Origin of the sequence: Microbacterium sp. NPDC055988 (assembly GCF_042269505.1) — a bacterium.
In the GTDB taxonomy this organism is placed as follows: Bacteria; Actinomycetota; Actinomycetes; order Actinomycetales; family Microbacteriaceae; genus Microbacterium.
The window spans coordinates 990,372-1,013,277 of sequence record NZ_JBHJXY010000001.1 but is presented as its reverse complement, the minus strand read 5'-3'; the positions used below and the strand labels follow the sequence as shown (position 1 = coordinate 1,013,277).

The 22,906-nt window shown below is 68.3% G+C and carries 24 protein-coding genes; 8 read left to right on the top strand and 16 right to left on the bottom strand.

Annotation, left to right across the window (positions count from 1 at the left end):
• The first annotated feature begins 121 nt into the window (after positions 1–121).
• Together ACFC14_RS05020 and ACFC14_RS05015 are read left to right on the top strand one after the other, a co-directional pair.
• Complete coding sequence (locus ACFC14_RS05020) at positions 122–550, top strand: RDD family protein (protein WP_376101501.1); 429 nt, start codon at positions 122–124, stop codon at positions 548–550.
• Positions 547–1,173: a hypothetical protein gene (locus tag ACFC14_RS05015; protein ID WP_376101499.1), complete on the top strand. Its 627-nt coding sequence runs from the start codon at positions 547–549 to the stop codon at positions 1,171–1,173. Before ACFC14_RS05020 ends, ACFC14_RS05015 begins: the two co-directional genes overlap by 4 nt.
• A 140-nt stretch (positions 1,174–1,313) precedes the next feature.
• Here the strand turns inward: ACFC14_RS05015 and ACFC14_RS05010 are convergent, their stop codons facing one another.
• Positions 1,314–2,231 carry a DUF808 domain-containing protein gene (locus ACFC14_RS05010; protein ID WP_376101498.1) on the bottom strand — a complete coding sequence of 306 codons (918 nt, stop codon included), beginning with the start codon at positions 2,229–2,231 and terminating at the stop codon, positions 1,314–1,316.
• A 154-nt stretch (positions 2,232–2,385) separates the two neighbouring features.
• Here ACFC14_RS05010 and msrB point away from each other — a divergent pair, with 154 nt between their 5' ends.
• Both msrB and msrA read left to right on the top strand, forming a co-directional pair.
• Positions 2,386–2,868 carry a peptide-methionine (R)-S-oxide reductase MsrB gene (gene msrB, locus ACFC14_RS05005; protein WP_376101496.1) on the top strand — a complete coding sequence of 161 codons (483 nt, stop codon included), beginning with the start codon at positions 2,386–2,388 and terminating at the stop codon, positions 2,866–2,868.
• Complete coding sequence (msrA, locus tag ACFC14_RS05000; RefSeq protein WP_376101494.1) at positions 2,865–3,410, top strand: peptide-methionine (S)-S-oxide reductase MsrA; 546 nt, start codon at positions 2,865–2,867, stop codon at positions 3,408–3,410. The genes msrB and msrA overlap by 4 nt, the downstream gene beginning before the upstream one ends.
• Before the next feature lie 137 nt (positions 3,411–3,547).
• Here the strand turns inward: msrA and ACFC14_RS04995 are convergent, their stop codons facing one another.
• The 13 genes from ACFC14_RS04995 to ACFC14_RS04935 all read right to left on the bottom strand — a co-directional run bounded on the left by ACFC14_RS04995 (position 3,548) and on the right by ACFC14_RS04935 (position 16,296).
• Complete coding sequence (locus tag ACFC14_RS04995; RefSeq protein WP_376101492.1) at positions 3,548–4,348, bottom strand: alpha/beta fold hydrolase; 801 nt, start codon at positions 4,346–4,348, stop codon at positions 3,548–3,550.
• A gap of 165 nt (positions 4,349–4,513) precedes the next feature.
• Entirely contained in the window at positions 4,514–5,980 is a 1,467-nt protein-coding gene (locus ACFC14_RS04990; RefSeq protein ID WP_376101490.1) for a catalase, read from the bottom strand.
• Between the two features lie 66 nt (positions 5,981–6,046).
• A complete protein-coding gene (locus ACFC14_RS04985; RefSeq protein WP_029264333.1) occupies positions 6,047–6,469 on the bottom strand; it encodes a Fur family transcriptional regulator in 423 nt (140 codons plus the stop codon).
• Positions 6,470–6,548: 79 nt separating this feature from the next.
• Entirely contained in the window at positions 6,549–7,514 is a 966-nt protein-coding gene (locus ACFC14_RS04980) for a squalene cyclase (protein ID WP_376101488.1), read from the bottom strand.
• A gap of 44 nt (positions 7,515–7,558) precedes the next feature.
• Complete coding sequence (locus tag ACFC14_RS04975; protein ID WP_376101487.1) at positions 7,559–8,215, bottom strand: histidine phosphatase family protein; 657 nt, start codon at positions 8,213–8,215, stop codon at positions 7,559–7,561.
• 47 nt (positions 8,216–8,262) lie between these two features.
• On the bottom strand, positions 8,263–9,234 hold the full coding sequence (locus tag ACFC14_RS04970) for a glycoside hydrolase family 130 protein (protein ID WP_376101485.1): 972 nt from the start codon (positions 9,232–9,234) through the stop codon (positions 8,263–8,265).
• 28 nt (positions 9,235–9,262) lie between these two features.
• Positions 9,263–10,105, bottom strand: coding sequence for a carbohydrate ABC transporter permease (locus tag ACFC14_RS04965; protein ID WP_376101483.1), 843 nt, complete (start codon positions 10,103–10,105; stop codon positions 9,263–9,265).
• On the bottom strand, positions 10,102–10,998 hold the full coding sequence (locus ACFC14_RS04960) for a carbohydrate ABC transporter permease (RefSeq protein WP_376101481.1): 897 nt from the start codon (positions 10,996–10,998) through the stop codon (positions 10,102–10,104). Before ACFC14_RS04960 ends, ACFC14_RS04965 begins: the two co-directional genes overlap by 4 nt.
• Before the next feature lie 4 nt (positions 10,999–11,002).
• On the bottom strand, positions 11,003–12,274 hold the full coding sequence (locus tag ACFC14_RS04955; RefSeq protein ID WP_136041877.1) for an extracellular solute-binding protein: 1,272 nt from the start codon (positions 12,272–12,274) through the stop codon (positions 11,003–11,005).
• Positions 12,275–12,311: 37 nt separating this feature from the next.
• Positions 12,312–13,316, bottom strand: coding sequence for a LacI family DNA-binding transcriptional regulator (locus ACFC14_RS04950; protein ID WP_376101478.1), 1,005 nt, complete (start codon positions 13,314–13,316; stop codon positions 12,312–12,314).
• Positions 13,317–13,623: 307 nt separating this feature from the next.
• Positions 13,624–14,544: a J domain-containing protein gene (locus ACFC14_RS04945; protein ID WP_376101476.1), complete on the bottom strand. Its 921-nt coding sequence runs from the start codon at positions 14,542–14,544 to the stop codon at positions 13,624–13,626.
• Positions 14,545–14,625: 81 nt separating this feature from the next.
• The gene (locus tag ACFC14_RS04940; protein ID WP_376101474.1) at positions 14,626–15,279 is read right to left on the bottom strand and encodes an IMPACT family protein; all 654 of its coding nucleotides are present in this window, start codon (positions 15,277–15,279) and stop codon (positions 14,626–14,628) included.
• 30 nt (positions 15,280–15,309) lie between these two features.
• Positions 15,310–16,296, bottom strand: coding sequence for an aldo/keto reductase (locus ACFC14_RS04935; RefSeq protein WP_376101473.1), 987 nt, complete (start codon positions 16,294–16,296; stop codon positions 15,310–15,312).
• A gap of 175 nt (positions 16,297–16,471) precedes the next feature.
• Here ACFC14_RS04935 and ACFC14_RS04930 point away from each other — a divergent pair, with 175 nt between their 5' ends.
• Both ACFC14_RS04930 and ACFC14_RS04925 read left to right on the top strand, forming a co-directional pair.
• Positions 16,472–17,752: a sensor histidine kinase gene (locus ACFC14_RS04930; protein WP_376101472.1), complete on the top strand. Its 1,281-nt coding sequence runs from the start codon at positions 16,472–16,474 to the stop codon at positions 17,750–17,752.
• Positions 17,749–18,372 carry a response regulator gene (locus ACFC14_RS04925; RefSeq protein WP_376101471.1) on the top strand — a complete coding sequence of 208 codons (624 nt, stop codon included), beginning with the start codon at positions 17,749–17,751 and terminating at the stop codon, positions 18,370–18,372. The genes ACFC14_RS04930 and ACFC14_RS04925 overlap by 4 nt, the downstream gene beginning before the upstream one ends.
• 117 nt (positions 18,373–18,489) lie before the next feature.
• On the opposite strand, the gene ACFC14_RS04920 is transcribed toward ACFC14_RS04925, so the two are convergent.
• Complete coding sequence (locus tag ACFC14_RS04920) at positions 18,490–19,134, bottom strand: GNAT family N-acetyltransferase (protein WP_376101470.1); 645 nt, start codon at positions 19,132–19,134, stop codon at positions 18,490–18,492.
• Positions 19,135–19,288: 154 nt separating this feature from the next.
• Here ACFC14_RS04920 and ACFC14_RS04915 point away from each other — a divergent pair, with 154 nt between their 5' ends.
• Complete coding sequence (locus tag ACFC14_RS04915; protein WP_376101469.1) at positions 19,289–19,729, top strand: DUF2871 domain-containing protein; 441 nt, start codon at positions 19,289–19,291, stop codon at positions 19,727–19,729.
• Between the two features lie 24 nt (positions 19,730–19,753).
• Here ACFC14_RS04915 and cycA read toward each other — a convergent pair whose 3' ends face one another.
• Complete coding sequence (gene cycA, locus ACFC14_RS04910; protein ID WP_376101468.1) at positions 19,754–21,229, bottom strand: D-serine/D-alanine/glycine transporter; 1,476 nt, start codon at positions 21,227–21,229, stop codon at positions 19,754–19,756.
• A gap of 155 nt (positions 21,230–21,384) precedes the next feature.
• Here cycA and ACFC14_RS04905 point away from each other — a divergent pair, with 155 nt between their 5' ends.
• Positions 21,385–22,857, top strand: coding sequence for an MATE family efflux transporter (locus ACFC14_RS04905; protein WP_376101467.1), 1,473 nt, complete (start codon positions 21,385–21,387; stop codon positions 22,855–22,857).
• The last annotated feature ends 49 nt before the right edge of the window (positions 22,858–22,906 follow it).

Below are 22,906 nucleotides of genomic sequence, written 5' to 3'. Positions count from 1 at the left end.
GACAGTGCACAGGAGCGGGCAGGCAGAGTATCTGCACTCCGACGGACGGCCCCGCAGCGACATGGAGGATGAGAGCGATGAAGGCCGACTTACAGTGCCCTAGCTCTGGCCAGGGGGAACTTTGAAGAACCTCTGGTGGAGACGAGCAGGCGATTTCCTCTTGGGGACCGTAGCCCCTTGGTCACTTCTTTCTCAGATCCTCGGCACCATCTTCTTTCGCCGATCTTGGCCGGATGGTCGGGCCGCCACTTTGGTCGCGTTCGCCGCGTTCGCGCTCATCGTGGCCATCGGTTCCACCTTGTCGAGGAACGGTCAGACGCCGGCCCAACGACTGTTCGGTCTACGGACCCTCGATCTGCACGGTGGCGAGGCGCGCCGGAGCCAACAGGCCGTACGTGGCGCCTGTCACCTTCTCGACATCCTGAGTTTCGGTATCGGATTCCTCTGGCCGCTTTGGGACCGCCGTGCACAGACCTTCGCTGACAAGGTTGCAGCCACCGTCGTGGTGAGTGCCAGCGAGGAGAGCCACCGAGAAAGGAAATCACCATGAAACGACTCCAACTCAGCAGCATTGTGCTGGGATGCGCTTTCATCGTCGGGGCCATGGCAGGAGCTACTCCTGCCATGGCAGTCGAGACGGACGACATAGCGCAGTTCAATTCCCACGCTGAACTGGTGCTGAAGTCGCAACTGGACGCCGCGGTCTCCGGCAAAGATCTCAACGCATCGTTCGGCGACGTCAAGATCGAGGCGGATCGCGACGTCATCGCACATTACGGTGGAGACGCCGAAGCCTACGCCGCGGATATTTTGACTGCGTTCGAGAATGATGCTGCGGCGGAGGAACGTGTCAGCTTGACACCGCGCGCCTATTACACCTCCAGTGTCTTCGCCGGCGTGCCTGCAGGGGGCGCATGCTGGGTCAAACAGGACTTCGCCGCCACCGTGAGCAACTACAGGGTCACTTCCAAGAGCCTGCGCGGCAATTCGTACCAGGAGGGTGTCTGTGCGTTCCAATGGTCTCCGAACTATTCCTGGTTTGAGGGGTCGTTCAACGTGCTGAGCAAGGGCACTTTTCATGCCCTTATCAAGGGGGGACCGGTCAGCTTCGCTGCGACCTTCAAGGCGATTTACACGGTGAACAAGTCGTCGCTGACCCAGCACGCGCAGTAGTCGCGGATCATAAGGAGAATTGGTCGACTGGCCATACACCCGACAGGGCCGCCCGTGGTGCCGTTGCCCGGGCGGCCCCAGAAAACCGCTCACGTTCGAATAGGTGTCCGGCCGTGACTCGCGCTCGGGGGCCGTCCGACTCAGACGTGCACGTCGGCGGGGGATTCCTCGCCCTCGTGGAAGTTCGGCTTCTTGCCGAACAGCTTCGCGACGCCCAGGATGATCCCGACGATGAGCAGCCCCAGGATGAGACCGGCGATCGCCGAGATGATCGTGTCGACGATCCAGACGACGACCGGCCCGAGGTTGTGGAGCGCGTGCTCCACGCCGTGCAGCACGTCGACCGGGAAGTGCCAGCCGACTTCGCCCAGGTTCACCAGCACGAGGTGGCCGCCGACCCAGAGCATGGCGACCGTGCCCAGGATGCTGATGAAGCGGAACACCGCCGGCATGGAACGCACGATCCGGGTGCCGGTGTGCCGCACGCGCCGCACCGGGTTCTTCGCCATCTTCAGTCCGATGTCGTCGATCTTCACCAGCAGCGCCACGGCGCCGTAGACGACTCCCGTCATCAGGAGCGCGATCACGGCGAGGATGGCGAGCGTCGCCCAGATGTCGAGGCCCTTCTCCAGGCTCGCCAGCGAGATGAGCATGATCTCGGTCGAGAGGATCAGGTCGGTGCGCACCGCGCCCAGGACGAGCTTCTTCTCGTCGCGGGCGCCCTCGTCGGCGTGGCCGTGTTGCACGCCGAACCACTCCAGCACCTTCTCGGCGCCCTCGAAGCACAGGTACGTGCCGCCCAGGATCAGCAGATATGGCAGCACCCACGGCGCGAACGCGGTGAGCAGCAGCGCCGCCGGGATGATGATGAGGAACTTGTTCGCGAGCGAGCCGAGCGCGATCTTGCCGACGACGGGCAACTCGCGCGCGGGCGTGATGCCCTGCACGTACTGCGGCGTGACCGCGGCATCGTCGATCACGACACCCGCCGCCTTTGCCGAGGCCTTCATCGCGGCGCTCAGGATGTCGTCGACGACGGCGAGCAGTCCAACGGACATGTGGTTCCCCTCGGGCGGTGTGCAGTGCGGAGGCAACTCTATCGAGTCCGCCGAAACTCACAGCGCGCTCCCAGCCCTGAGGGACCAAAACAGCGCCGTCCGCGGTTCTTCTCTGTGACGCCGCAGCCAGCGACGTCGGACAAGGAGTCAGATCATGTCGAACGACTACGGCAAGACCCCCGAGGCCGTCAGCGGCCTCACCAACCTGCAGTACGAGGTGACCCAGCAGGACGCGACCGAACCGCCGTTCCGCAACGCGTACTGGAACAACCACGACGACGGCATCTACGTCGACGTCGTCTCGGGCGAGCCGCTGTTCTCGTCGACCGACAAGTTCGACAGCGGAACCGGATGGCCCAGCTTCACCAAGCCCATCGAGGCGGATGCCGTCACGACGCGCACCGACCGTTCGCTGTTCATGAAGCGCACCGAAGCGCGCTCGGCGAACGCCGACAGCCACCTCGGCCACGTCTTCGATGACGGTCCCCGCGATGAAGGCGGGCTTCGCTACTGCATGAACTCCGCGGCGCTGCGCTTCATCCCGGCTGACAGGCTGGAGGAGGAGGGGTACGGTCGCTACAGTCCCCTCTTCGCGAAGACGCCCGACACCCCCACCACCTCTGAGGAGCAGTCATGACCGACACCGGAACCATCACCCGCACGCCCGGGACCGAGACGGCCGTCCTCGCCGGCGGCTGTTTCTGGGGCATGGAAGACCTGATCCGCCGCCAGCCCGGCGTGCTCAGCACCCGCGTCGGCTACACCGGCGGTTCGAACGACCACGCGACCTATCGCAATCACCCCGGCCACGCCGAGGCCGTGGAGATCGTGTTCGACCCGACGAAGACGACGTACCGCGACATCCTCGCGTTCTTCTTCCAGATCCACGATCCGTCCACGAAGGACCGTCAGGGCAACGACATCGGCTCGAGCTACCGCTCGACGATCTTCCCGCTCTCTCCCGAGCAGGAGACGGTCGCGCGCGACACGATCGCCGACGTCGACGCCTCGGGCCTGTGGCCGGGCAAGGCCGTCACCACGATCGAGCCCGAGGGGCCGTTCTGGGAGGCCGAGGAAGAGCACCAGGATTACCTGATCAAGTACCCCAACGGCTACACCTGCCACTTCCCGCGCGCGGGATGGGTGCTGCCCAAGCGCGCGGAGAGCTCCGCCGTCTAGGCCTGGCTCTGCGAGCTCTTCACGCCGCTCGCACGGAATGAAGGAGAACTCGCGGAATGAAGGAGTGGATGCCGCATCCGCTCCTTCATTCCGTGCGAACTCCTTCGCAACGGGCGGACGGACGGGCGGGCGGGCGGCTAGGCCTCGGCGAGGAAGCCCAGCGCAGCCTCTTTGAAGTCCCGTGAGCCCGGAGCGTTGAAGTGGTTCCGGTTCGGGATCTCGAAGAAGCGACCGTCGGGGGCGGCGGACGCCAGTGCCCGTGAGCCCTCGATGATCGCATCCTTCGACCCCGTGGCGAACAGAATCGGCCGGGTCGGGGCATCCGAAGGGTCGGGGTCGATCATGCCCGACGACCGCATTCCCTCCGCGAGCGCGACCAGCGCCTGCAGGTCGTTGCCGGGCACCCGCTCCGTCAGCGAGATGTAGTTCTGCGTCGTGGGGTCTTCGACCGGAGTGCCGTCGGCGATGTACGCACGCACCTGGTCCAGGTCGAGGCGGGCCAGGGGGATGCCGTCCGGCACTCCGCCGAGCACCGCCCGACCGATGCGGTGCGGCAGCTCGCGCACCACTTCCCAGCCCACACGTGCGCCCAGCGAGTAGCCGACGTAGAACGCATCGTCCACGAGATACGTGTCCATCACGGTCTCGACATCCGTCACCAGAGTCCGGATGCGGTAGCCCTCCGGGTCGTGCGGCTTCTCGCTGCGCCCGTGCCCGCGCTGGTCGAGCGCGAGCACGCGGTAGCCGGCGCGCGTGAGTTCGCGCACCCAGCCCGTGAGGACCCAGTTGTCGCGGGCGCTCGACGCGAAGCCGTGCACGATCACCACCACCGGGGCGTCGAACTCGCCCCAGGTGTAGGTCGCCAGCCGTGTGCCGTCCGCGGCGTACACGTGCTGAGGGTCGGGCATGCTCGTCAGGTCGGAGAGGGGGGTGGCCACCCCTCCATCTTGGCCCTGTTCCTGTGCCGATGGCGCGGCTCCCGCGGCATGCGCGGTGACCCCCGCGCAACGCCGAGACCCCACCTCAACGCCGAGACCCCCTCCTGCCGACGTGGGCAGGAGGGGGTCTCGGCGCGAAGACGGGGTCTCAGCGGATGACGCGGATCAGACCCGATCCCGCAGCGCTGCGCCGAGCTCGGCATCCACGTTCGTCCAGTACTGGAAGAACCGCTCGCGGATGTCGTCGATCGTGATCGAGCGGCCCTGACCGGTGAGGGTCTCCAGGAAGCGTGCCCGCTGCTCCCCGTCGAACACCTCTCGGTAGAGCGTTCCCGCCTGACCGAAGTCGTCGTCTTCGGCGTGCAGGGTGGCGGCGGAGCGCACGAGCTCTCCGTCGGCCTCCCAGTTCGCCTCGTGCGCCACGGTCGGATCTGCTTCCGGGCCCCCGGCCGTGCCGAACGAGTTCGGGTGGTACGTGCGGTGCGCGGCGTCGTTGAACTGGTACCGCATCGAACCCTCGTGCTGGTAGTTGCGCGCCTCGGCGGCGTGCGGCTGGTTCACCGGCAGCTGGTTGTAGTTCGGGCCGATGCGGTGGCGCTGCGCATCCGGGTAGGCGAAGATGCGGCCCATCAGCATCTTGTCCGGCGACAGGCCGGTGCCGGGCACCTGATTGCCCGGGGTGAAGCCCGCCTGCTCGATCTGAGCGAAGAAGTTCTCCGGGTTCCGGTTGAGGGTCAGCGTGCCGACCTTGATGCGCGGGTAGTCCTTGAGCGAGATGGTCTTCGTGAGGTCGAACGGGTTGAAGCGATAGTCCTTCGCCTCGCCGTACGGCATGATCTGCACGTAGAGGTCCCAGGAGGGGTACTCGCCGCGGGCGATCGCGTCGAACAGGTCGCGACGGTAGTGGTCGGCGTCGGATCCGGCGAGCTGCTGCGCCTCTTCGGCACCCATCGCCTCGACGCCCTGGTGGGACACGAAGTGGTACCGCATCCAGAACAGCTCGCCGGCGGCGTTCACCCACGAGAAGGTGTGCGAACCGTAGCCGTTCATGTGCCGCCAGCTGCGCGGGAGGCCGCGGTCGCCCATGAGGTAGGTCACCTGGTGTGCGGTCTCGGGCGAGAGCGTCCAGAAGTCCCACTGCATGTCGGGGTCGCGCAGGCCCGAGTCGCCGAGGCGCTTCTGCGAGTGGATGAAATCGGGGAACTTCATCGCATCGCGCAGGAAGAACGTCGGGGTGTTGTTGCCGACGATGTCGAGGTTGCCCTCTTCCGAGTAGAGCCGCAGCGAGAAGCCGCGCACGTCGCGCCAGGTGTCGGGAGAGCCCTGCTCGCCGGCGACCGACGAGAAGCGGATCAGCGCCTCGACCTTCGCACCCGGCTGGAACACGGCCGCCCGCGTGAACTGCGACACGTCTTCGGTGACGACGAACTCTCCGAACGCGCCGCCGCCCTTCGCGTGCGGGTTGCGCTCCGGCACACGCTCACGGTTGAACGCCGCGATCTTCTCGACCAGGTAGTGGTCGTGCAGGACCGTGGGGCCATCCGGGCCGACCGTCAGCGAGTGCTCGTCGCTCACGATCGGGGTGCCGGCCTGGGTCGTGGTGGCCGGACGGCCGGGAACAGGGTTCGTCATGGTTCTCTCCTTCTGCGCGCAGGCGCGACGAATACACCCATCCGCGGATGGGCGATCGGCGAGCGGCTATTGCGCGGCGTTCTGGCAGCTGGGGCAGAGGCCCCAGAAGGTGACCTCGGCGGTCTGGACGGTGAATCCGCCCGTCGAGGACGGGGTGAGACACGGCGCTTCGCCGACCACGCAGTCCACATCGCCGACCGCACCGCAGGAGGTGCAGACGACGTGGTGGTGGTTGTCGTCGATGCGCCGCTCGTAGAGCGCCGCGGAGCCTGCCGGTTCGATCCGGCGGATGAGGCCCGCCGTCGTCAGGTCCGCGAGGATGTTGTGCACCGACTGGATCGACGTGGTCGGCAGCACTTCGGACACGGCGCGGTAGACCCGCTCCGCATCCGTATGGGCCATGGAGTCCAGAGCCTCGAGAACGGCGACGCGGCCCGCTGTCGCACGCAGCCCGGCAACGCGAAGCGCCGAGTCGAGTTCCGTCTCCATGGTTCGAGCATACCCGTTCATTTGAATAACTCAAAAGAACGCATATCGGGATGCTGCCCCGCGCCGGTGATCTCGCGGCTCAGACGCCTTCAGCCCAGTCGAGCACGCGGGTGCCGATCAGCGTGAGCCAGCGGGAGGGGTGGCCCTCCCCGACGTCGACGGGGAACCAGGTGCGACCGGCGAGCGGAGTGCTCTGCACCCACGTGTCGTCCGCCCGTCGCGCGGCCCGCACCAGCTCGACGGCATCCGCGATCCGGTCGTCGGGGTCGACGCCCTCGACGAGCGACACCTCGCGGAAGTGGTCCAGGGCCGTCAGCGCGCTGTATCGGTGACGACTCGGATACACGAAGCGCCCCACGAACGGACCGACCTGCTCGCCGGTCGACTCGCGGTACAGCAGCCGCCGCCGCAGCAGGTACTCCTCGCCCGAGTGCCGCGCCTCGCGCAGCGACGTGTCGCCGGTGAGCCGCTCATAGGCGAGCATCCCGCGCACGGCGTTGAGCGTGGAGTGGAAGGACGACCGCACCGAGTCGCCCTCCTCCGCCTCGCAGTTCCACCCGCCGTCCTCCAGGCGGTGGGCCGGGAACCAGTGGGCGAGGGCTGCGACGTCGGCTCCCAGCCACGCGCCGTTCGCCAACGTGTAGGCGTTGATGCACACGTCGACCTCGCCGCCCCAGTACGGCAGGTCGTCGTACTCCCATCGGCTGTTCCGCGCCAGGCGCTCTGCGGTGTCGCCGAGCACATCGGCATCCACGCCCCACTCGCGCAGGTCGTTCAGCGACCAGGTCGTGGCCGTCCATGGCTGCCCCGGCTCCTCGGCCTCCGGGCTGCCGAAGAAGCCCGCAGGGAAGAAGGCGCCTCCTGCCCACTGGCCGTCGTCATCCTGTCGCGCGAGGAGAGCGGCGCCGATTCCCTCGGTCGCCACTCGGGCTCGCGTCGCCTGCCACACCTCTTCGGGCTCGTGCAGCAGGTCGCGCTCCACCTGCCAGCGCAGCGCGGGGTCACCGTCGAGCAGCCAGTCCATCGTCTCCGTCGAGATCGCCATGCGGGCACGCTACTCTTCGGCGAGGCGGACCGACAGCCGTCCGATCAGGATTCGGCCGGTGCCGAAGGCAGCTCCGGGCCATAGTTCCACGACAGGATCGCGGGCTGCTCGCGTGCGAAGCCGAGCACCGACACCGATCCGGCATCCAAGCTGATCTGGGCGCCGAACCGCGGAGCGAGCCGCAGGTACACCGCCGTCAGGATGCGCAGGAAGTGGCCGTGCGCCACGAGCGCGACGTCGCCCTGGGCCATCGCCGGCAGGACCCGCGTGAGCACCCGCGATGCCCGCGCGGCGACCTCCTCCACGGTCTCCCCGGGGGTGCGCCCGCTGATCACGCCGTGGGTGAACGTGCTCCAGCCGTAGCCGAGCTCCGCTCGGATGTCCTTCGTCGTGCGGCCCTCGTATCCGCCGTAATCCCACTCCACGAGGAGGGGATCGATCTCGGCGTGCAGACCTGCGAGCTCCGCGGTGCGCTGCGCCCGGACGAGAGGGGAGGTCAGGATGAGCGAGAAGTCGTAGTCCGCCACCAGGGCGCCGGCGCGGCGGGCCAGATCCTCCCCGCGCGCCGTGAGGGGGATGTCGGTGAGCCCGGTGTGTCTGCCGGCCCTGGACCATTCGGTCTCGCCGTGGCGCAGGAGGACGAGCTTTCCGGACGGTGCTTCGGGGGCCGGGTGGTCGAGTGTCGATTCGCGTGCGGGCACAACGACACCGTAACCCCCGCCGGCCCCCTCCGCGCCACGGGCTCCGGTCAGGTTCGCAGCGCCCGGCCCCACGGCTCGGCGGGATCGTGGATCGCCACGGCCAGCGTCGTGTCGGACTGCCCGTAGTACGCGAACCACTTGTCCTGGAACTTCACGAGCCCCTCCACGAAGGTCACGTTCGACACGAGCCCGTGCATGTCCTCGAACGTCTGTGGGCGCAGCCAGGGCTCCTGCAGCCGCGCGATGACCTTGGTCGGCTCATCCGGATCGATCGCGATCTGCCCGCAGCGGTAGTCGACGTCGACCGTGCCGTCGTCGTGCACGACCCGGGTGGCGCCGTTCGTGAGGAACAGCAGCAGGCCGTTGTCGGTCACGACGGGTGAGGTGCCGATCTCGACCAGCGCTTCGTCCCAGGTGCCCGGCGTGGGCGAGTACATCGGCTCGGTGTCGGCGGTGCCCGGAGTCCAGTGGATCAGGTCGTCGCTGGTCGCCCAGTAGATCGCGCCCTCGCCGAAGTACATCCACCACTTGCCGTGCATCCGCTGCGGCACGATCACTCCCGCCTTGGACCAGTTGAACCCGCGCGGGTCCATGGTCTTGAAGGTGTCGAAGTCGTGGAACAGCGGACCGTGCTTGGTCCACGTGCGCAGGTCGGTCGAGGTCGCCAGGCACAGCTGAGCGCTCCGTCGATCCCAGCCCGTGTACGTGAGGTAGTAGGTGCCGTCGATCAGTGCGATGCGCGGGTCTTCGCAGCCGTACGTCTCGTAGTCCTCCGAAGGGGAGAGGATCGGCGCATCCTCGCGCGTGAAGTTCACGCCGTCGCTCGAACGGGCGATGCCGATGTGGGAGATGATGTCGTCGGCGTGCGCCCGGTAGAGCAGCACCACCTCGTCGCCGTCGACGAGCGCCGCCGGGTTGTAGAGGTTCGCCGACTCCCAGCTGGCGCCGCGCGGACGCAGGATCGGGTTGCCCTCGAACGGGACGAATGGACCGAGGGGGAAGGATGCTCCGGTGAACATGGATGCCCTTTCTGGCTGAGTTGCGGGGTCAGCCCTTGACGGCTGCACCGAGGTCGGTGGCGCGGAAGAACCGCTGGAAGACGATGAACAGGATCACGACGGGGAATGCGAGCGCCGCGGCACCCGCGAGGATCGCGCCGTTCGGGTTCGCCGTGGACTGCGCGACGTTGGAGATGTAGTTCGCGAGGGAGACGGCCAGCGGCTGCAGGCTCGCATCCTTCGTGATGAGGAAGGGCCAGAGGAACTCGTTCCACGGCCCGATGAAGGTGACGAGCACGACAGTCACGAGCACCGGCTTGATCAGCGGGATCGCGACCGACGTCAGCAGGCGGATCTCGCCGGCGCCGTCGATGCGCGCCGCCTCGAAGATCTCCACGGGCAGTGCCTTGAAGAACTGCACGAAGATGAACACCGCCGTCGTGTTGATCAGGAACGGCAGGATCATGCCCAGATAGGAGTCGCCGAGGCCGTAGCTTCGGGTGATCTGCACGTAGAGCGGGATCATCAGCAGCTGGAACGGCACCATCTGCACGAGCAGCATCAGCACCCAGATCACGCCCCGCCCGCGGAAGTCGAGGCGGGCGATCGCATAGCCGGCGAGCAGGCCGAACACGACCGTGCCCAGCAGCACGCCGGCCGTGAAGATCAGCGAGTTCAGCAGCGAGCCGACCAGATCGATGCGCGAGTCGATCGCGACGAAGTTGTCGACGGTCCATCCGCCGGTCGGGAACAGCTCGCTCGGAGAGTTCGTCGGACTCTCCTGAAACGCCCCCACGATCATGAAGTAGAACGGGAAGGCAAAACCGATGGCCGCGATCGTGAGCAGGATGATGCTCAGGATGCGGGGCAGTGAACGCTTCTTTCGCATCATCGCTCCCTGGTCGCGCGGTTGGCCGCCAGCGACAGCATGCCGACGAGGACCACGAGGATCATGCCGATGGCTGCTGCGGTGTCGGGGTTCTGCTGCTGGATGCCCAGCTGGTAGATGAGCAGCACCGGCGTGGTCGATGCGCCGTCAGGGCCGCCGCCGTTGGTGAGCAGGTAGGGCTCGGTGAACAGGTTGGCCCCGGTGATGATCGACAGGATCAGCACCAGGGTCGTGGCGCTGCGCACGCCGGGGATCGTCACGTGACGGAACCGCGAGAGCACCCCGGCGCCGTCGGTCTCGGCCGATTCGTACAGCTCCCTGGGCACGTTCTGCAGCGCGGCCAGGTACAGCAGGATGTAGAACCCGAGCTGCTTCCAGGTCACGTAGAGCGCGATCATGGGCATCGCGAGCCCGCTGTTCACGAGCCAGGAGGGATCGGGCGCGAGCGGGCCGAGGATCGTGTTGATCAGGCCGTTGCCCGAGAACAGCAGCATCCACACGCCCACGAGCGAGACGCTCGCCGTCAGGTACGGCACGTAGAACGCGACCCGGTAGGCCGCGACCCACCGGATGCCGGTGTTCAGGGCCGCCGCGAGCACAAGTGCGAGCACGGCCGTGAGCGGCACATTGATGACCAGGAAGATCAGGGTGTTGCGGAAGGATCCGAGCACCCGCGGGTCGGTGAGCACCGTGACGAAGTTGTCGAAGCCGACGAACGGCCGCTCGACCTCGGTGCCCGGTGCCGTGAAGAAGTAGTCGTGGAAGGCGATGTAGACCGCGAACGCGAGCGGATACGCGAAGATCGCGAGCACGAACACGAAGTACGGCAGCGCGAACAGGCCGCCGATGGGTTGCGCACCCAGCCATCGGGTGCGCAACCGCTTTCGGTCGGTCATGACGTCACTCGGCGACGAGGTCATCGATCTTCGACGCGGCGTTGCCGAGGAAGTCGTCGATCGACTCCTTGTCGAAGATCACGGCGGACGAGTATTCGTCGCGGAAGGCCTGCCACGCCTCGACCGAGTTCGGGATGCTGGGCACGTCGGCCGTCTTCTCGGCCTGTTCGGCGAACGCGACGTAGTTGGGGTTCGCGTCGAAGTAGTCGCCGTAGGTGTCGGTGAGATCCGTACGCATCGGCATCTGCCCGGTGGCCTCGAGAAGCTGTCCGTCGCTCTCCTCGCTCGTCGAGAACTTCAGGAACTCCCACGCCGTGCCCTGGTTCTCGCACGCCGTGAACATCGACACGCTCTTGGAGTCGGCGAAGGTGGTCGGGTTCTCCCGGCCGTCGCTGGTCGGCACCGGCATGAAGCCGACGTCGACCGTCTCGGCGTACGACGGGATCGCCCACGGGCCGGCGAGCTGCATCGCGGTGGTGCCGGCCGACATCGCGTCGTCGGTGGAGGCCTCGTTCGGAGAGAGCTTCTCGTCGTAGAACGTCTTCCAGAACTCGGACACGGTGCGTCCGGCATCCGAATCGAACGTGGACTTGCCGTCCTCGACCAGCATCGTTCCGTCGGTCTCCGCGAGATACAGCGGGTAGAAGTCGAACCACGGCTGATAGAACTCGCTGGTCGGTGCGGGCCAGATGGCGCTCTGCACGCCGGAGTCGACGATCGCGCGCGATCCCTCCAGGAAGGCGTCGTACGTGTTCATCTGCGGGTTCTCCGGGTCGATGCCCGCCGCCTCGAACAGCGCCTTGTTGTACATGACCATGACCGGGTTCGACTTCCAGGGCAGCTGGTAGAAGCTGTCGTCGGTCGCATACGCGTCGACGTCGCCGCCGCGCTCGGTGATGTAGTCGCTGCCCCCCTCGATGCTGCTGAGGTCGACGAGGCCACCCTGCTTGACCCAGCCGGAGACCGCAGCCGGTGCCACGTTGTACACCAGGCAGGGCGCGGTGCCGGCGGTGATCGCGGCGGTGATCGCCTCTTCCGACGACGAGCCGGCGGGGATCTCCTGGGCGTTCACCTTCTCGTCGGGGTGCTCCTTGTTCCAGGCGTCCACGACGGCCTTGCCCCAGGCGACCTCCTGCTCGTTGTTCGAGAGCCAGACGTCGATGGGCCCGGTGCCGGAAGCTTCGCCCTCCCCTCCGCCACCTCCTCCGCCGGAGCATCCGGTGGCGATGAGCGCGACGGCGCCGATGAGTGCGACAGCACTGATCTTCTTGTTCATGGTGTCCTCCTCGACACGGTGGGTGATGACTGGCGGGTTATGCGGTTGCGGGTGACGCGGTGCTCTCGCGGAAGTGCACGACGTTGCAGTCGACGATCTCGGTGCGCGGCTCCGCCCCGAGGATGTCGGCCTGCAGCAGTCGGGCTGCGGCGCGACCTCGCGCGGCCGGATCCGACGAGACGCTGGTCAGCGCGGGGGAGAGATGGGCGGACAGGTGGTCGTCGTCGAACCCGGAGATCGCGAGGTCGCGCGGGATCGCGAGACCCTGCGATCGCGCGTAGGACAGGCCGGCGATGGCCATGGTGTCGTTCGAGTAGAGGATCGCGGTCGGGCGGTCGGGCAGGGCGAGGAGCTCGGCCGTGCGGGTGCGTCCGCTCGCCGCGGTGAAGTCGCCCTCGCGGAGCAGCTCGTCGTCGCCGATCGCCTCGACGAACGCCTCTGCGCGCGCCTTCGAGTGCACGTAGTCGAGCGGCCCGGAGACGTGGGCGATGCGCTCGTGGCCGTCGGCGCGGAGCCGGGCGATGATCTCGCGCACCGGCGCGGCGTCGTCGGTGCGGACGCACGAGAACCGGGTCGGCCGGTCGTAGGCGCCCACCAGCACCGTAGGCAGGCCCAGGTCGTCGAGGAACGGCACGCGCCAGTCGTCGGTGCGCAGATCGAGCAGCAGGGCACCGTCGGCGCGGCCGTGGGTGAGGGTGCGGTAGGCCCGCTCCTCAGCGGCGCGGTCGGGCACGACCTGGAGCAGGAGCGCCGTCTCGGTCGTGGCGAGCACGGACTCGACGCCGGCGATGAAAGCCGGGAAGAAGGAGTCGTTCGCGATGACCTCGGGGTCGCGGGCCAGCACAACGGCGATGGCGTTGGCGCGTCGGGTGGCGAGGGCGCGTGCGCTCTGACTCGGCACCCAGTTGAGCTTCTCGGCGGCGGCGAGCACCTTCGTCCTGGTCTCCTCGGAGATCGGGCGATTGCCGCTGAGTGCGTGGGAGACGGTGGCCTTGGTCACGCCGGCCTCGCGGGCGACATCAGCGATGGTCGTGCGGCTCATAGCCACCTCCTCGTGGACCTGGACGCACCGAGATGTTCATCGGTGAACCGGTTTGATGAGTGTAAACCGGTTTGATGATGGCTGTCAACGGATGTCGGCGCCGGACCGGTGGGTCGACAGTCCCGGCGGCGGACGATTCGCCGAGGTGGTGACGATTCGCCGAGGCATCCCTCCGGATCTCTCGGTGAATCGTCCGGGACTCCGCGGATCGTCGGGGCCGGGTCGGGGCTGACCGGGCCGGGGCCGGGTCGGGCCGGGCCGGGCCGGGTCGGGGCTGACCGGGCCGGGGCCGGCCGTCGGGGCCGGGTCAGACGAAGCGGACGGTCTGCTGCAGCCGGGTGCGCACGTCGAACAGCTCGTTACCGCCGATCGCCCGTGCCTGCGGAACGCCCTGACGCAGCACCATCGCCAGCGCGCTGCGTCGCACTACCACGACCGGAACGCCCCGGGTCGTGCCGAGCGGCGTGACCGCCTGCGAGAGGTCGTCGTCGGGCAGCACGATGATCGCTCCGCCGAACTTGACGCGGGCGGCCTTGGCGACCGTGCGCATGCGGCCGAGCGCGGCGGTGACGGGCGCGCGGGTGCCGAGGCTCGGGCCCGTGATCTCACCGCGGCGGAAGCCGACGACTCCGCCGAAGTCCTCCGACATCACGCCGTACAGGCCCGAGGGGCCGAGCACCACGTGGTCGAGCTTGTCGTCGGCATCGGCTCCGGCGACGACGTCGTGCCACACCGTGTAACCCATGCCGAGGTCGGAGACCGTGCGTGCCGTTGCCTCTTCCGCCAAGGCATCGGCGAGGAGCCGGCGCAGATCCCGGGGCGCCGAGCGCACGAGTGCGGGGTCGTAGGGGTCGGGGACCTCGACACCGCGGCCGGCCCATTCGCGGATGAGGTCGAGATAGCGCTCGCGCCGCCAACCGCCGGGGTGGCCGTACGACCGGGCACGGGGGCGGGTGTCGGTGCGGGTCGGCGGTGGCCGCCATCCGCTCCACTCCGTGCCGGCCTCGTGGGTCACACCCGTCCGGCGGTCGTAGGCGGCACGGCCCTCCGCGGTGCCGACCAGTTCCCAGGCGCGCTGCACCTGGATGAAGATCGCCGCGTCGCCACCGGTGTCCGGGTGGGTCTGGCGCAGACGCAGACGGTAGGCGCGGCGCAGCTCGACGTCGTCGACGCCGGGGTCGACCTCGAGGATCTCGTAGGCCGAAGCCGAGAGCGGACTGTCGAACATCGCTCTCCCTCCGCGACCGCGGCATCCAGGATATCCGCCGATCCTTGTGGTTTCGCCGATCCCGGTTCGAAGGCGCTGGTGTCAGTCAGGGACGTCGACGATGCGCTCGACCCCCGGGACGGGGACGACCGAACCGGCGGATGCCGCGGCCAGGTCGGCGGTGAGGCGAGCGAGCTCGTCCTCGGGCGCCCACAGCTCGAGCGTGGCGGTCGCCGCGTACGTCGGCTCGCCCAGCGTCGCGCCGTGATGCGACGCCCAGTCGCGCAGCAGGTTGTCATAGCGCCCGGCATCCGCATGCGGAACCTCGAGCGTCACCTGCCGGAGCGCCGCGCGACGCACGAGCGCGGCCAGGTCGAGAGCCTCCGACACCGCCGAGGAGTACGCGCGAACGAGACCGCCCGCCCCGAGCTTCACGCCGCCGAAGTACCGGGTAACGACCGCGACCACGTCGGTCAGCTCTCGGCGTCGCAGCACCTCGAGCATCGGGATGCCGGCGGTGCCGGAGGGCTCGCCGTCATCCGACGACCGTGCCTGGTCGCCGAGCAGTCCGGTGACCATCGCGGTGCAGTTGTGGTTCGCATCCCAGGCCCGCTTGCGGATGCCGGCGATCACGGCCTCGGCCTGCTCGACCGACCAGACGGGTTCGATGCGCGTGAGGAAGCGCGACTTGCGGATGACCGTCTCGTGCTCGACAGCGGCCGCGATGGTCGCGGGGTAGCTGCGGGCGGAGGTCACCCGCCTCACGATACCGAGGCCGCCGGTGGCTCAACGGTCGACGAAGGCCATCTGCTGCGGGTTGTAGCGGTCGCCTGCCACGCCGATCCGCGTGGCGAGTGCCGACAGATCGGCGACCTCGTCGGCCGAGAGGGCGACGGCGGTGCTGCCCGCGTTCTCGGCGATGCGCGCGGTGCGCCGGGTGCCGGGGATGGGCACGATCCACGGCTGCTGCGCGAGCAGCCAGGCGAGAGCGATCTGACCGGGGGTGGCCTCCTTCGCTGCGGCCAGCTCGGCGATGTGTGCCACGAGCGCCTGGTTCGCCGCCCGGTTCTCGGCCGTGAAGCGCGGGATGGTGGCGCGGATGTCGCCGGCCGCGAAGTCTGCCGCGGTGTCGACCGTGCCGGTCAGGAACCCCTTGCCGAGCGGGCTGAAGGGCACGAATCCGATGCCGAGCTCGGCGAGCACCGGAAGGATCTCTGCCTCGGGCTCGCGGGTCCACAGCGAGTATTCGCTCTGGAGCGCCGTGACCGGGTGCACGGCGTGAGCGCGGCGGATGGTCGCTGCCGAGGCCTCGGAGAGCCCGAAGTGGCGCACCTTGCCCTCGGCGATCAGCTCGCCCACGGTGCCGGCGACGTCTTCGATCGGCACGTCGGGGTCGACGCGGTGCTGGTAGAAGAGGTCGATCACGTCGGTGCGCAGACTCCGCAGCGACGCCTCGGCCACCCGGCGGATCTGCTCGGGGCGGCTGTTCAGCCCGACGCTCTTGCCGTCTTCGATGTCCCACCCGAACTTGGTCGCGATGACGACCTCGTCGCGGATCGGCTCGAGCGCCTCGCCGACGAGTTCCTCGTTCACGTACGGGCCGTACACCTCGGCGGTGTCGAAGAAGTCGACACCGTGGTCGACCGCCGAGCGCAGCACCGCGATCATGTCGTCGCGGCTGCCGGGGTTCGGACCGTAGCTCTGCGACATCCCCATGCAGCCGAGTCCGATCGCCGAGACCTGGAGTCCCTGTCCGAGAGTGCGTGTGTGCATGAGCTGTCCCTTCGTCGTGGCCGCGAATCCGATCTGCGGCCGTGGAATCGACGCTACGCGCGGCGGCCGCAGCGGGGGAGGGCCTGACGGAACCCCGTTCGCGGGAGCCTCCCTGGCCACTCGGATCGATCGAACGATGGAGGCGCGCGCGGCCCGTCGGGGGAAGAATGTCAGCATGCCGCCCGCCGAGTCGCCGTCCACCGCGTCGCCGGTCCGCGGCACCCCGCGCACGTGGGCGAGCCTGGTCGGATCCATCCGTATCGGCCAGGCCGTCATCACGGTGGTGCTGCTCGCGATCGGCGCGTGGCGTGCGGCCGCCGACGGTGTGCCGCTCCCATGGGTCCTCGCGCTCTCTCTCGTCTTCCTCGGTTGGTACGGCGGCGGACTGCTGCTCAGCGATCGCATTTCCGACCGCCGTCTGGCCACCTGGTGGTTGCTCGGGCTGACGCTCATCTGGCTCGGAGCGGTCGTCGTCTCGCCGGAGTTCGTATGGCTGGCATTCCCGCTCTGGCTGCTCGCCGGATTCGTGATGCGGCTGCGATGGGCGCTGCTGCTGAGTGTCGCGATCCTCGCGGTCGTCGTGACCGCCCCGCTGCTCCACACCGGCACGACGAGCTACGCGAACGTGATCGGACCTCTGGTGGGCGGCGTCTTCGCCCTCGGGATCTCCCGTGGGTATCTCGAGCTCGTGCGCGACGGGCGCGAGCGTCGTCGGCTGATCGCCTCGCTCGTGGCGACGCAGGAGGAGATGGCGGCCCTGCAGGATGAGCTCGCCCGCACTCAGCGCGAGTCCGGGGCGAGTGAGGAGCGCACCCGGGTCTCGCGCGACATCCACGACACGGTCGCCCAGAGTGTGTCGTCGATCGGGATGCTGGCGCGCTCGGCCCTGGAGGCGGACGATCCGGCGCAGCGCACCCGCGCCCTCGAGCAGATCGGGGCGCTTGCCGCGGAGGGGATGGCCGATGCGCGACGCATCGTGAACGCGCTGATGCCGGCGGAGCTCGAATCCACGGCTCTCGGCGACGCCCTCGCCCGGATGCTGGAGCGCCTGGCCGACGAGACCGGGATCGCGACGACCCTGCACGCCGACGATGACCTGCCGTCGCTCGGCCTCGACGTCGAGGTGGCACTGCTGCGGACGGCGCAGTCGGCGCTCGCGAACGTCCGCTCGCACGCATCCGCGTCGCGCGTGGTGGTGACCCTGGCCGATGCCGGGGATGCGGTGCGACTCGACATCGTCGACGACGGCATCGGGTTCGACGCGACGCGGTGGGATGCTCAGGGTGGGGTGGCCGGGCAGGGCGGCGGCTACGGGCTGCGCTCGATGCGAGCGCGGCTGCGGGAACTCGGCGGCGGACTCGACGTCGAGAGCGCCCCGGGCGACGGCACCGCGCTCTCGGCGCACGTCCCGTTCGGCGGCACGGTGCAGGCGCGACGGAGCGGAGGGGAGGGATGACCGCGGTGCGTGTGCTGCTCGTCGACGACCATCCCATCGTCCGCGCCGGAGTGCGTTCGCTGTTCGATCGTCGCGGTGACGTCGAGGTGGTCGGCGAGGCGGCATCCGGCGAAGAGGCCGTCGCCCTCGCGCGGCACCTGCACCCCGACGTGGTGCTCTGCGACCTGCGGCTCGGCGAGGGTATGGACGGCGTGCAGACGACGGCGGCGCTGCGCGCGCAGCATCCGGCCCCCGCGGTGCTGATCCTGACGACGTTCGACCGCGACGCCGAGATCCTCGGCGCGATCGAGGCGGGAGCGGCCGGCTACCTGCTCAAAGACGTGGCGCCCGACGACATCGTGCGCGCGATCCGGCAGGCAGCGTCCGGCGGACTCGTGCTCACTCCCGAGCTCAGCGAGCGGGTCGTGCAGGTCATGCGCGCGCCGCGGGTGCGGCTCACAGACCGGGAGCTCGACGTGCTCCGGCTGCTCGACACGGGCGCATCGAACCGCGAGATCGCGAAGACCCTGTTCGTGACAGAGGCGACCGTGAAGACGCACCTCGTGCACGTGTTCGAGAAGCTCGGCGCCGACAGTCGCGCCCGCGCCATCGCGATCGCCCGCGACTCCGGGCTCCTCTGAGCGGGAGTCCTCAGCCCCGGGACCGACGCATGCAGGCGATGAGGTCGCGCATTACGTTGCCATCGAGCACCGGGGGCAACACCGCGCCGGCGAGTGGAGTGTCCCCACGGCGGTCCTTCAGATGCCGAGCTGTCTCAGCGCAGCGGCTTCGCCTCGAACCGCGATCGACCAGTCGGGCTTGACGAAGTCCGCTCGGTTCAGCCGGACACGTTGCTCATCGACCGGCTCGCCGGTGCGGGGCGAGACGCGCGTGATCCCATTGGGCTGATACCCGAGTTTCTCCGAGATGCGAAGCGAGGCCGTGTTCCAGCCTGCCGCGCTGGACTCCGCCCATTCGGCGCCGAGGGTTTCGAACGCGAAAGAGAGCAGGCCGGCACGCATCTCGGTCCCGAGGCCACGCCCTTGAGCGGCCTGAGTGAGCCATGAACCCGTGTTCACCGTGCGCCGATCAGGGAACCCGTACGCTCCGAGATCTTGTGCACCGATGACGCGCCCTTCGTGATGGACGGCGAATGCGACTATCCAGTTCTGCGGTGAGACCCGATTGCGAAGACCCCATTGGAACTGCGCGAGATTGGCTGGTAGCTGATCGGCGGAGGCATCGGTCCACGGGGCGCCGAAGGGCGTCGGCCCCGGGGGGTGCACGCCGTCCAGCGCCGCCTGCACCAAACCGGGGAGGTCTTCGTCGCGAACCGGTCGAAGCATCAGTCGTGGTGTCTCGATCTCGAGCTCGAACAGTGGCCAGATGTTCCGCAGATCCATGGAGTGATCCTAGGGCGGCCCGCAGACTCGCCACGCACCGTTACGTCGATTCTGTGCGCCTGGCGGTCAGATCGAGCTTTCGCTTCTCAACCGTTCGATGGATCCCCGGAATCGGCCGCTGCGCCGAGGCTGGAGTCAGACCGAAAGGAACCCGATGCGCCGCCTCTTCTCCGCCGCGTTCGCCTACATGATCGTGGGCGTCGCCTCCGGACTCTTCTACCGGGAGTTCACCAAGATCAACGACTTCCCCGAGGGGGAGCCGACGCAGCTGGGGCTCGTGCACACGCACCTGCTCGTGCTGGGCTTCGTCGTGCTGCTGATCGTCCTGCTGCTGGAGAAGGCGTTCGCGCTCTCCGAGAGCCGCCTGTTCGGCTGGTTCTTCTGGCTGTACAACGCGGGCCTCGTGCTGACGTCGGCCATGATGATCTGGCACGGCTGCCTGACCGTGCTCGGCCTGGAGTCGTCGAGCATGATCGCGGGTATCGCCGGCATGGGGCACATCCTGCTCAGCGCCGGTATGGTGCTGCTGTTCCTGGCGCTGCGCAAGCGCCTGTTCGCCGCCGCACCCACCGCACCCGCCGCCGTCGCGGCCTGACCTGTGGGCAGCGACCGCCCGAGCTCAGTCCGTGTCCGCCTCGACCGAGTCGTCCCGGAGGTGCGCGATGTGCGCCGCATGGCGTGAGAGGTGGTTCGGCGACTTCCGCACGAACAGCCATGCCACGAACAGCAGCACGAACCAGATCGGCGTCACCAGCAGCGCGGTCAGCGTGTCGGGCTGCGTCGTCAGTGCCCACAGGATGAACACGAAGAACGCGAGCACCACGTAGACCATGAAGACCCCGCCCGGCATCCGGAAGGTGGATGCCGCGACCTTGTCCTTGCGGGTGCGCCGGTACACGAGGTAGCTGCAGAGGAAGATCGTCCACACGAACATGAAGCACAGCGCCGAGACCGTGGTCACCATGTCGAAGGCGGTGCCGATGTCCTTGCCCGCGTACAGCAGCACCACGCCGGACAGCAGCAGGATGCACGAGAGGAACAGGGCGTTCTGGGGCACGCGACGGCGGGAGAGCCGGCCGAACAGTCGCGGGGCGTCGCCGTCCTGCGCGAGGCCGAACACCATGCGCGAGGTCGAGTAGATGCCGGAGTTGGCGCTCGACATGGCCGAGGTGAGCACGACCAGGTTCACGACCGTCGCCGCGATGCCGAGCCCGGCGAGGGCGAACATCGCGATGAACGGGCTCTCCCCGGCGACGTACTCGGTCCACGGGGTCACCGCCATCAGCACGATCAGTGCGCCCACGTAGAAGAGCAGGATGCGGATCGGGATGGCGTTGATCGCCTTCGGCAGGTTGCGCTTCGGATCCTTGGTCTCGGCGGCCGCGGTGCCGACCAGCTCGACGCCGACGAATGCGAACACCGCGATCTGGAACCCGGCGACGAAGCCCATGAAGCCGTGCGGGAACATGCCGCCGTGGTCCCACAGGTTCGAGAAGCTGGCGGTCCCCGCGTCGTGCTGGAAACCGGTGAAGATCATCACGAGTCCGGTGATGATGAGCGCCACGATCGCGACGATCTTGATCAGGGCGAACCAGAACTCCATCTCGCCAAACGCGGCGACGGTCGGCAGATTCAGCGCGAGGAGGATGACGATCACGAGGACGCCCGGGATCCACAGCGGGATGCCGGGGATGAGGGCATCCGTGTATCCGGCGATCGCGATCACGTCGGCGACGCCGGTGACCACCCAGCAGAACCAGTAGGTCCATCCGGTGAAGAATCCCGCCCACGGCCCGAGCAGATCGCTCGCGAAGTCGCTGAACGACTTGTACTTCAGGTTCGACAGCAGCAGCTCGCCCATCGCCCGCATGACGAAGAACAACATGAAGCCGATGATCATGTAGACGAAGATCACCGACGGTCCTGCCACCGAGATCGTCTTGCCGCTCCCCATGAACAGGCCGGTCCCGATCGCTCCGCCGATCGCGAGCAGCTGGATGTGGCGGTTGCTCAGCGCTCGCCGCAGGTGCTCCTCCTCCCCGGCGGCTCCCGTATCGCTCTGGCTTCCGGTTCCCCCCGAATACTGCTTCGTCACTCTCGTCCTCCGGTCTGCGTCGACGGTGTCGCTCCGACGGTACCTTTCACCATCCCGAGCGACAGAATCGAGATCCGGGATACCACTTCGCCGAATCGATTCGATAGTCTGGTTCGGCCCCGATCCATCCCCTCAGTTCTGCGAGCCGCTTCTTCATGGCCACCTCCCTCACCACGGGCCGCCCGTGGCGCGTCATCCTCGCCTTCTCCATCCCGCTGCTCCTCGGCAACGTGGTGCAGCAGCTGTACCAGTTCGCCGATGCGATCGTCGTCGGACGGCACCTCGGCGTCACCTCCCTCGCGGCGGTGGGCGCGACCGGCAGCCTGTTGTTTCTGCTGCTCGGGTTCGCCTGGGGTCTGACGAGTGGATTCGCGATCCCCATCGCCCAGGCCTTCGGGGCGCGGGACGACGCGGCCGTGCGCCGCTCGGTGGCCACGGGAGTGCTCCTCAGCGCCATCACGAGCGTGATCCTGACGGTCGCCGCTCCTCTCCTCGCCGGCCCGATCCTCACCCTGCTGCAGACGCCACCCGAGCTGATGGCCGAGGCCACGATCTTCACGCAGATCAGCTTCCTCGGTGCCAGCGCGACGATGTTCTTCAACTACCTGTCCGCGATCATCCGCGCGATCGGCGACTCCAAGACGCCGCTGGTGTTCCTCACCGTCTCGTGCGCGCTGAACGTCGGGCTCGTCGTGCTGATGGTCGGCCCTCTCGAGTGGGGGGTGGGCGGAGCCGCGCTTGCGACGGTCGTCGCCCAGGCCGTGTCGGTCGCCTTGTGTCTCGAGTTCGTGCGCCGCCGCCTGCCGATGCTGCACCTGCGTCGCGCCGACTGGAGGATCCGTCGCGACGACATCTCCGAGCACCTGCGCCTCGGCCTGCCGATGGGCTTCCAGGCGTCGATCATCGCGATCGGCACGCTCACGGTGCAGGTGGCGCTGAACACCCTCGGCGCCGATGCGGTCGCCGCCTACACGACCGGTTCCCGGGTCGACAGCCTCGCCGTCGCGCTGCTGTCATCGCTGGGCCTCGCGGTCTCGATGTATGCCGCACAGAACCACGGCGGCCGCCGCCCCGATCGCATCCGTCGCGGGGTCGTCGAGGCCACCTGGATGGCAGTGGGCGCCGGTGTGGTGCTCGGCGGCCTGCTGATCGCGTTCGGGGCGCCCATGGTGCGTCTGTTCATCGGCGCCGGTTCGGACGACGTGGTCGACATGGCCCACCGGATGCTCATCATCAACGGCTGCGGCTACTGGGCGCTCGGCATGCTGTTCGTGCTGCGCGGTGCGCTGCAGGGGCTCGGCCACACTCTCGTGCCTACGGTGACCGGCGTGATCGAGCTGGTGATGCGCGTGGGCGCGGCGATCGTACTGGGCGCGTGGATCGGGTTCGACGGCGTCGCGCTGAGCAACCCACTCGCCTGGATCGGCGCGATCGTGCTGCTGGTCCCGGCCTATGTGCGTGCGCACCGCGAGCTCGGCCGGCTTCCGGTCGCACCGGCCGAGGCCACCGAGACCTCGGCCATCGCGATCGTCGGCCCGACCGACGGCTCGATGGTGGTGGATGCCGTCGTCACCCAGCCGGTGCGCGTGCTCCGCGCCCGTCGCCTGCGGTGGCCGAGCCGCCGCTGACCCCTCGCCACACCCGATTCCACGCCGCGAGATCTCCGTCTGCAGGATG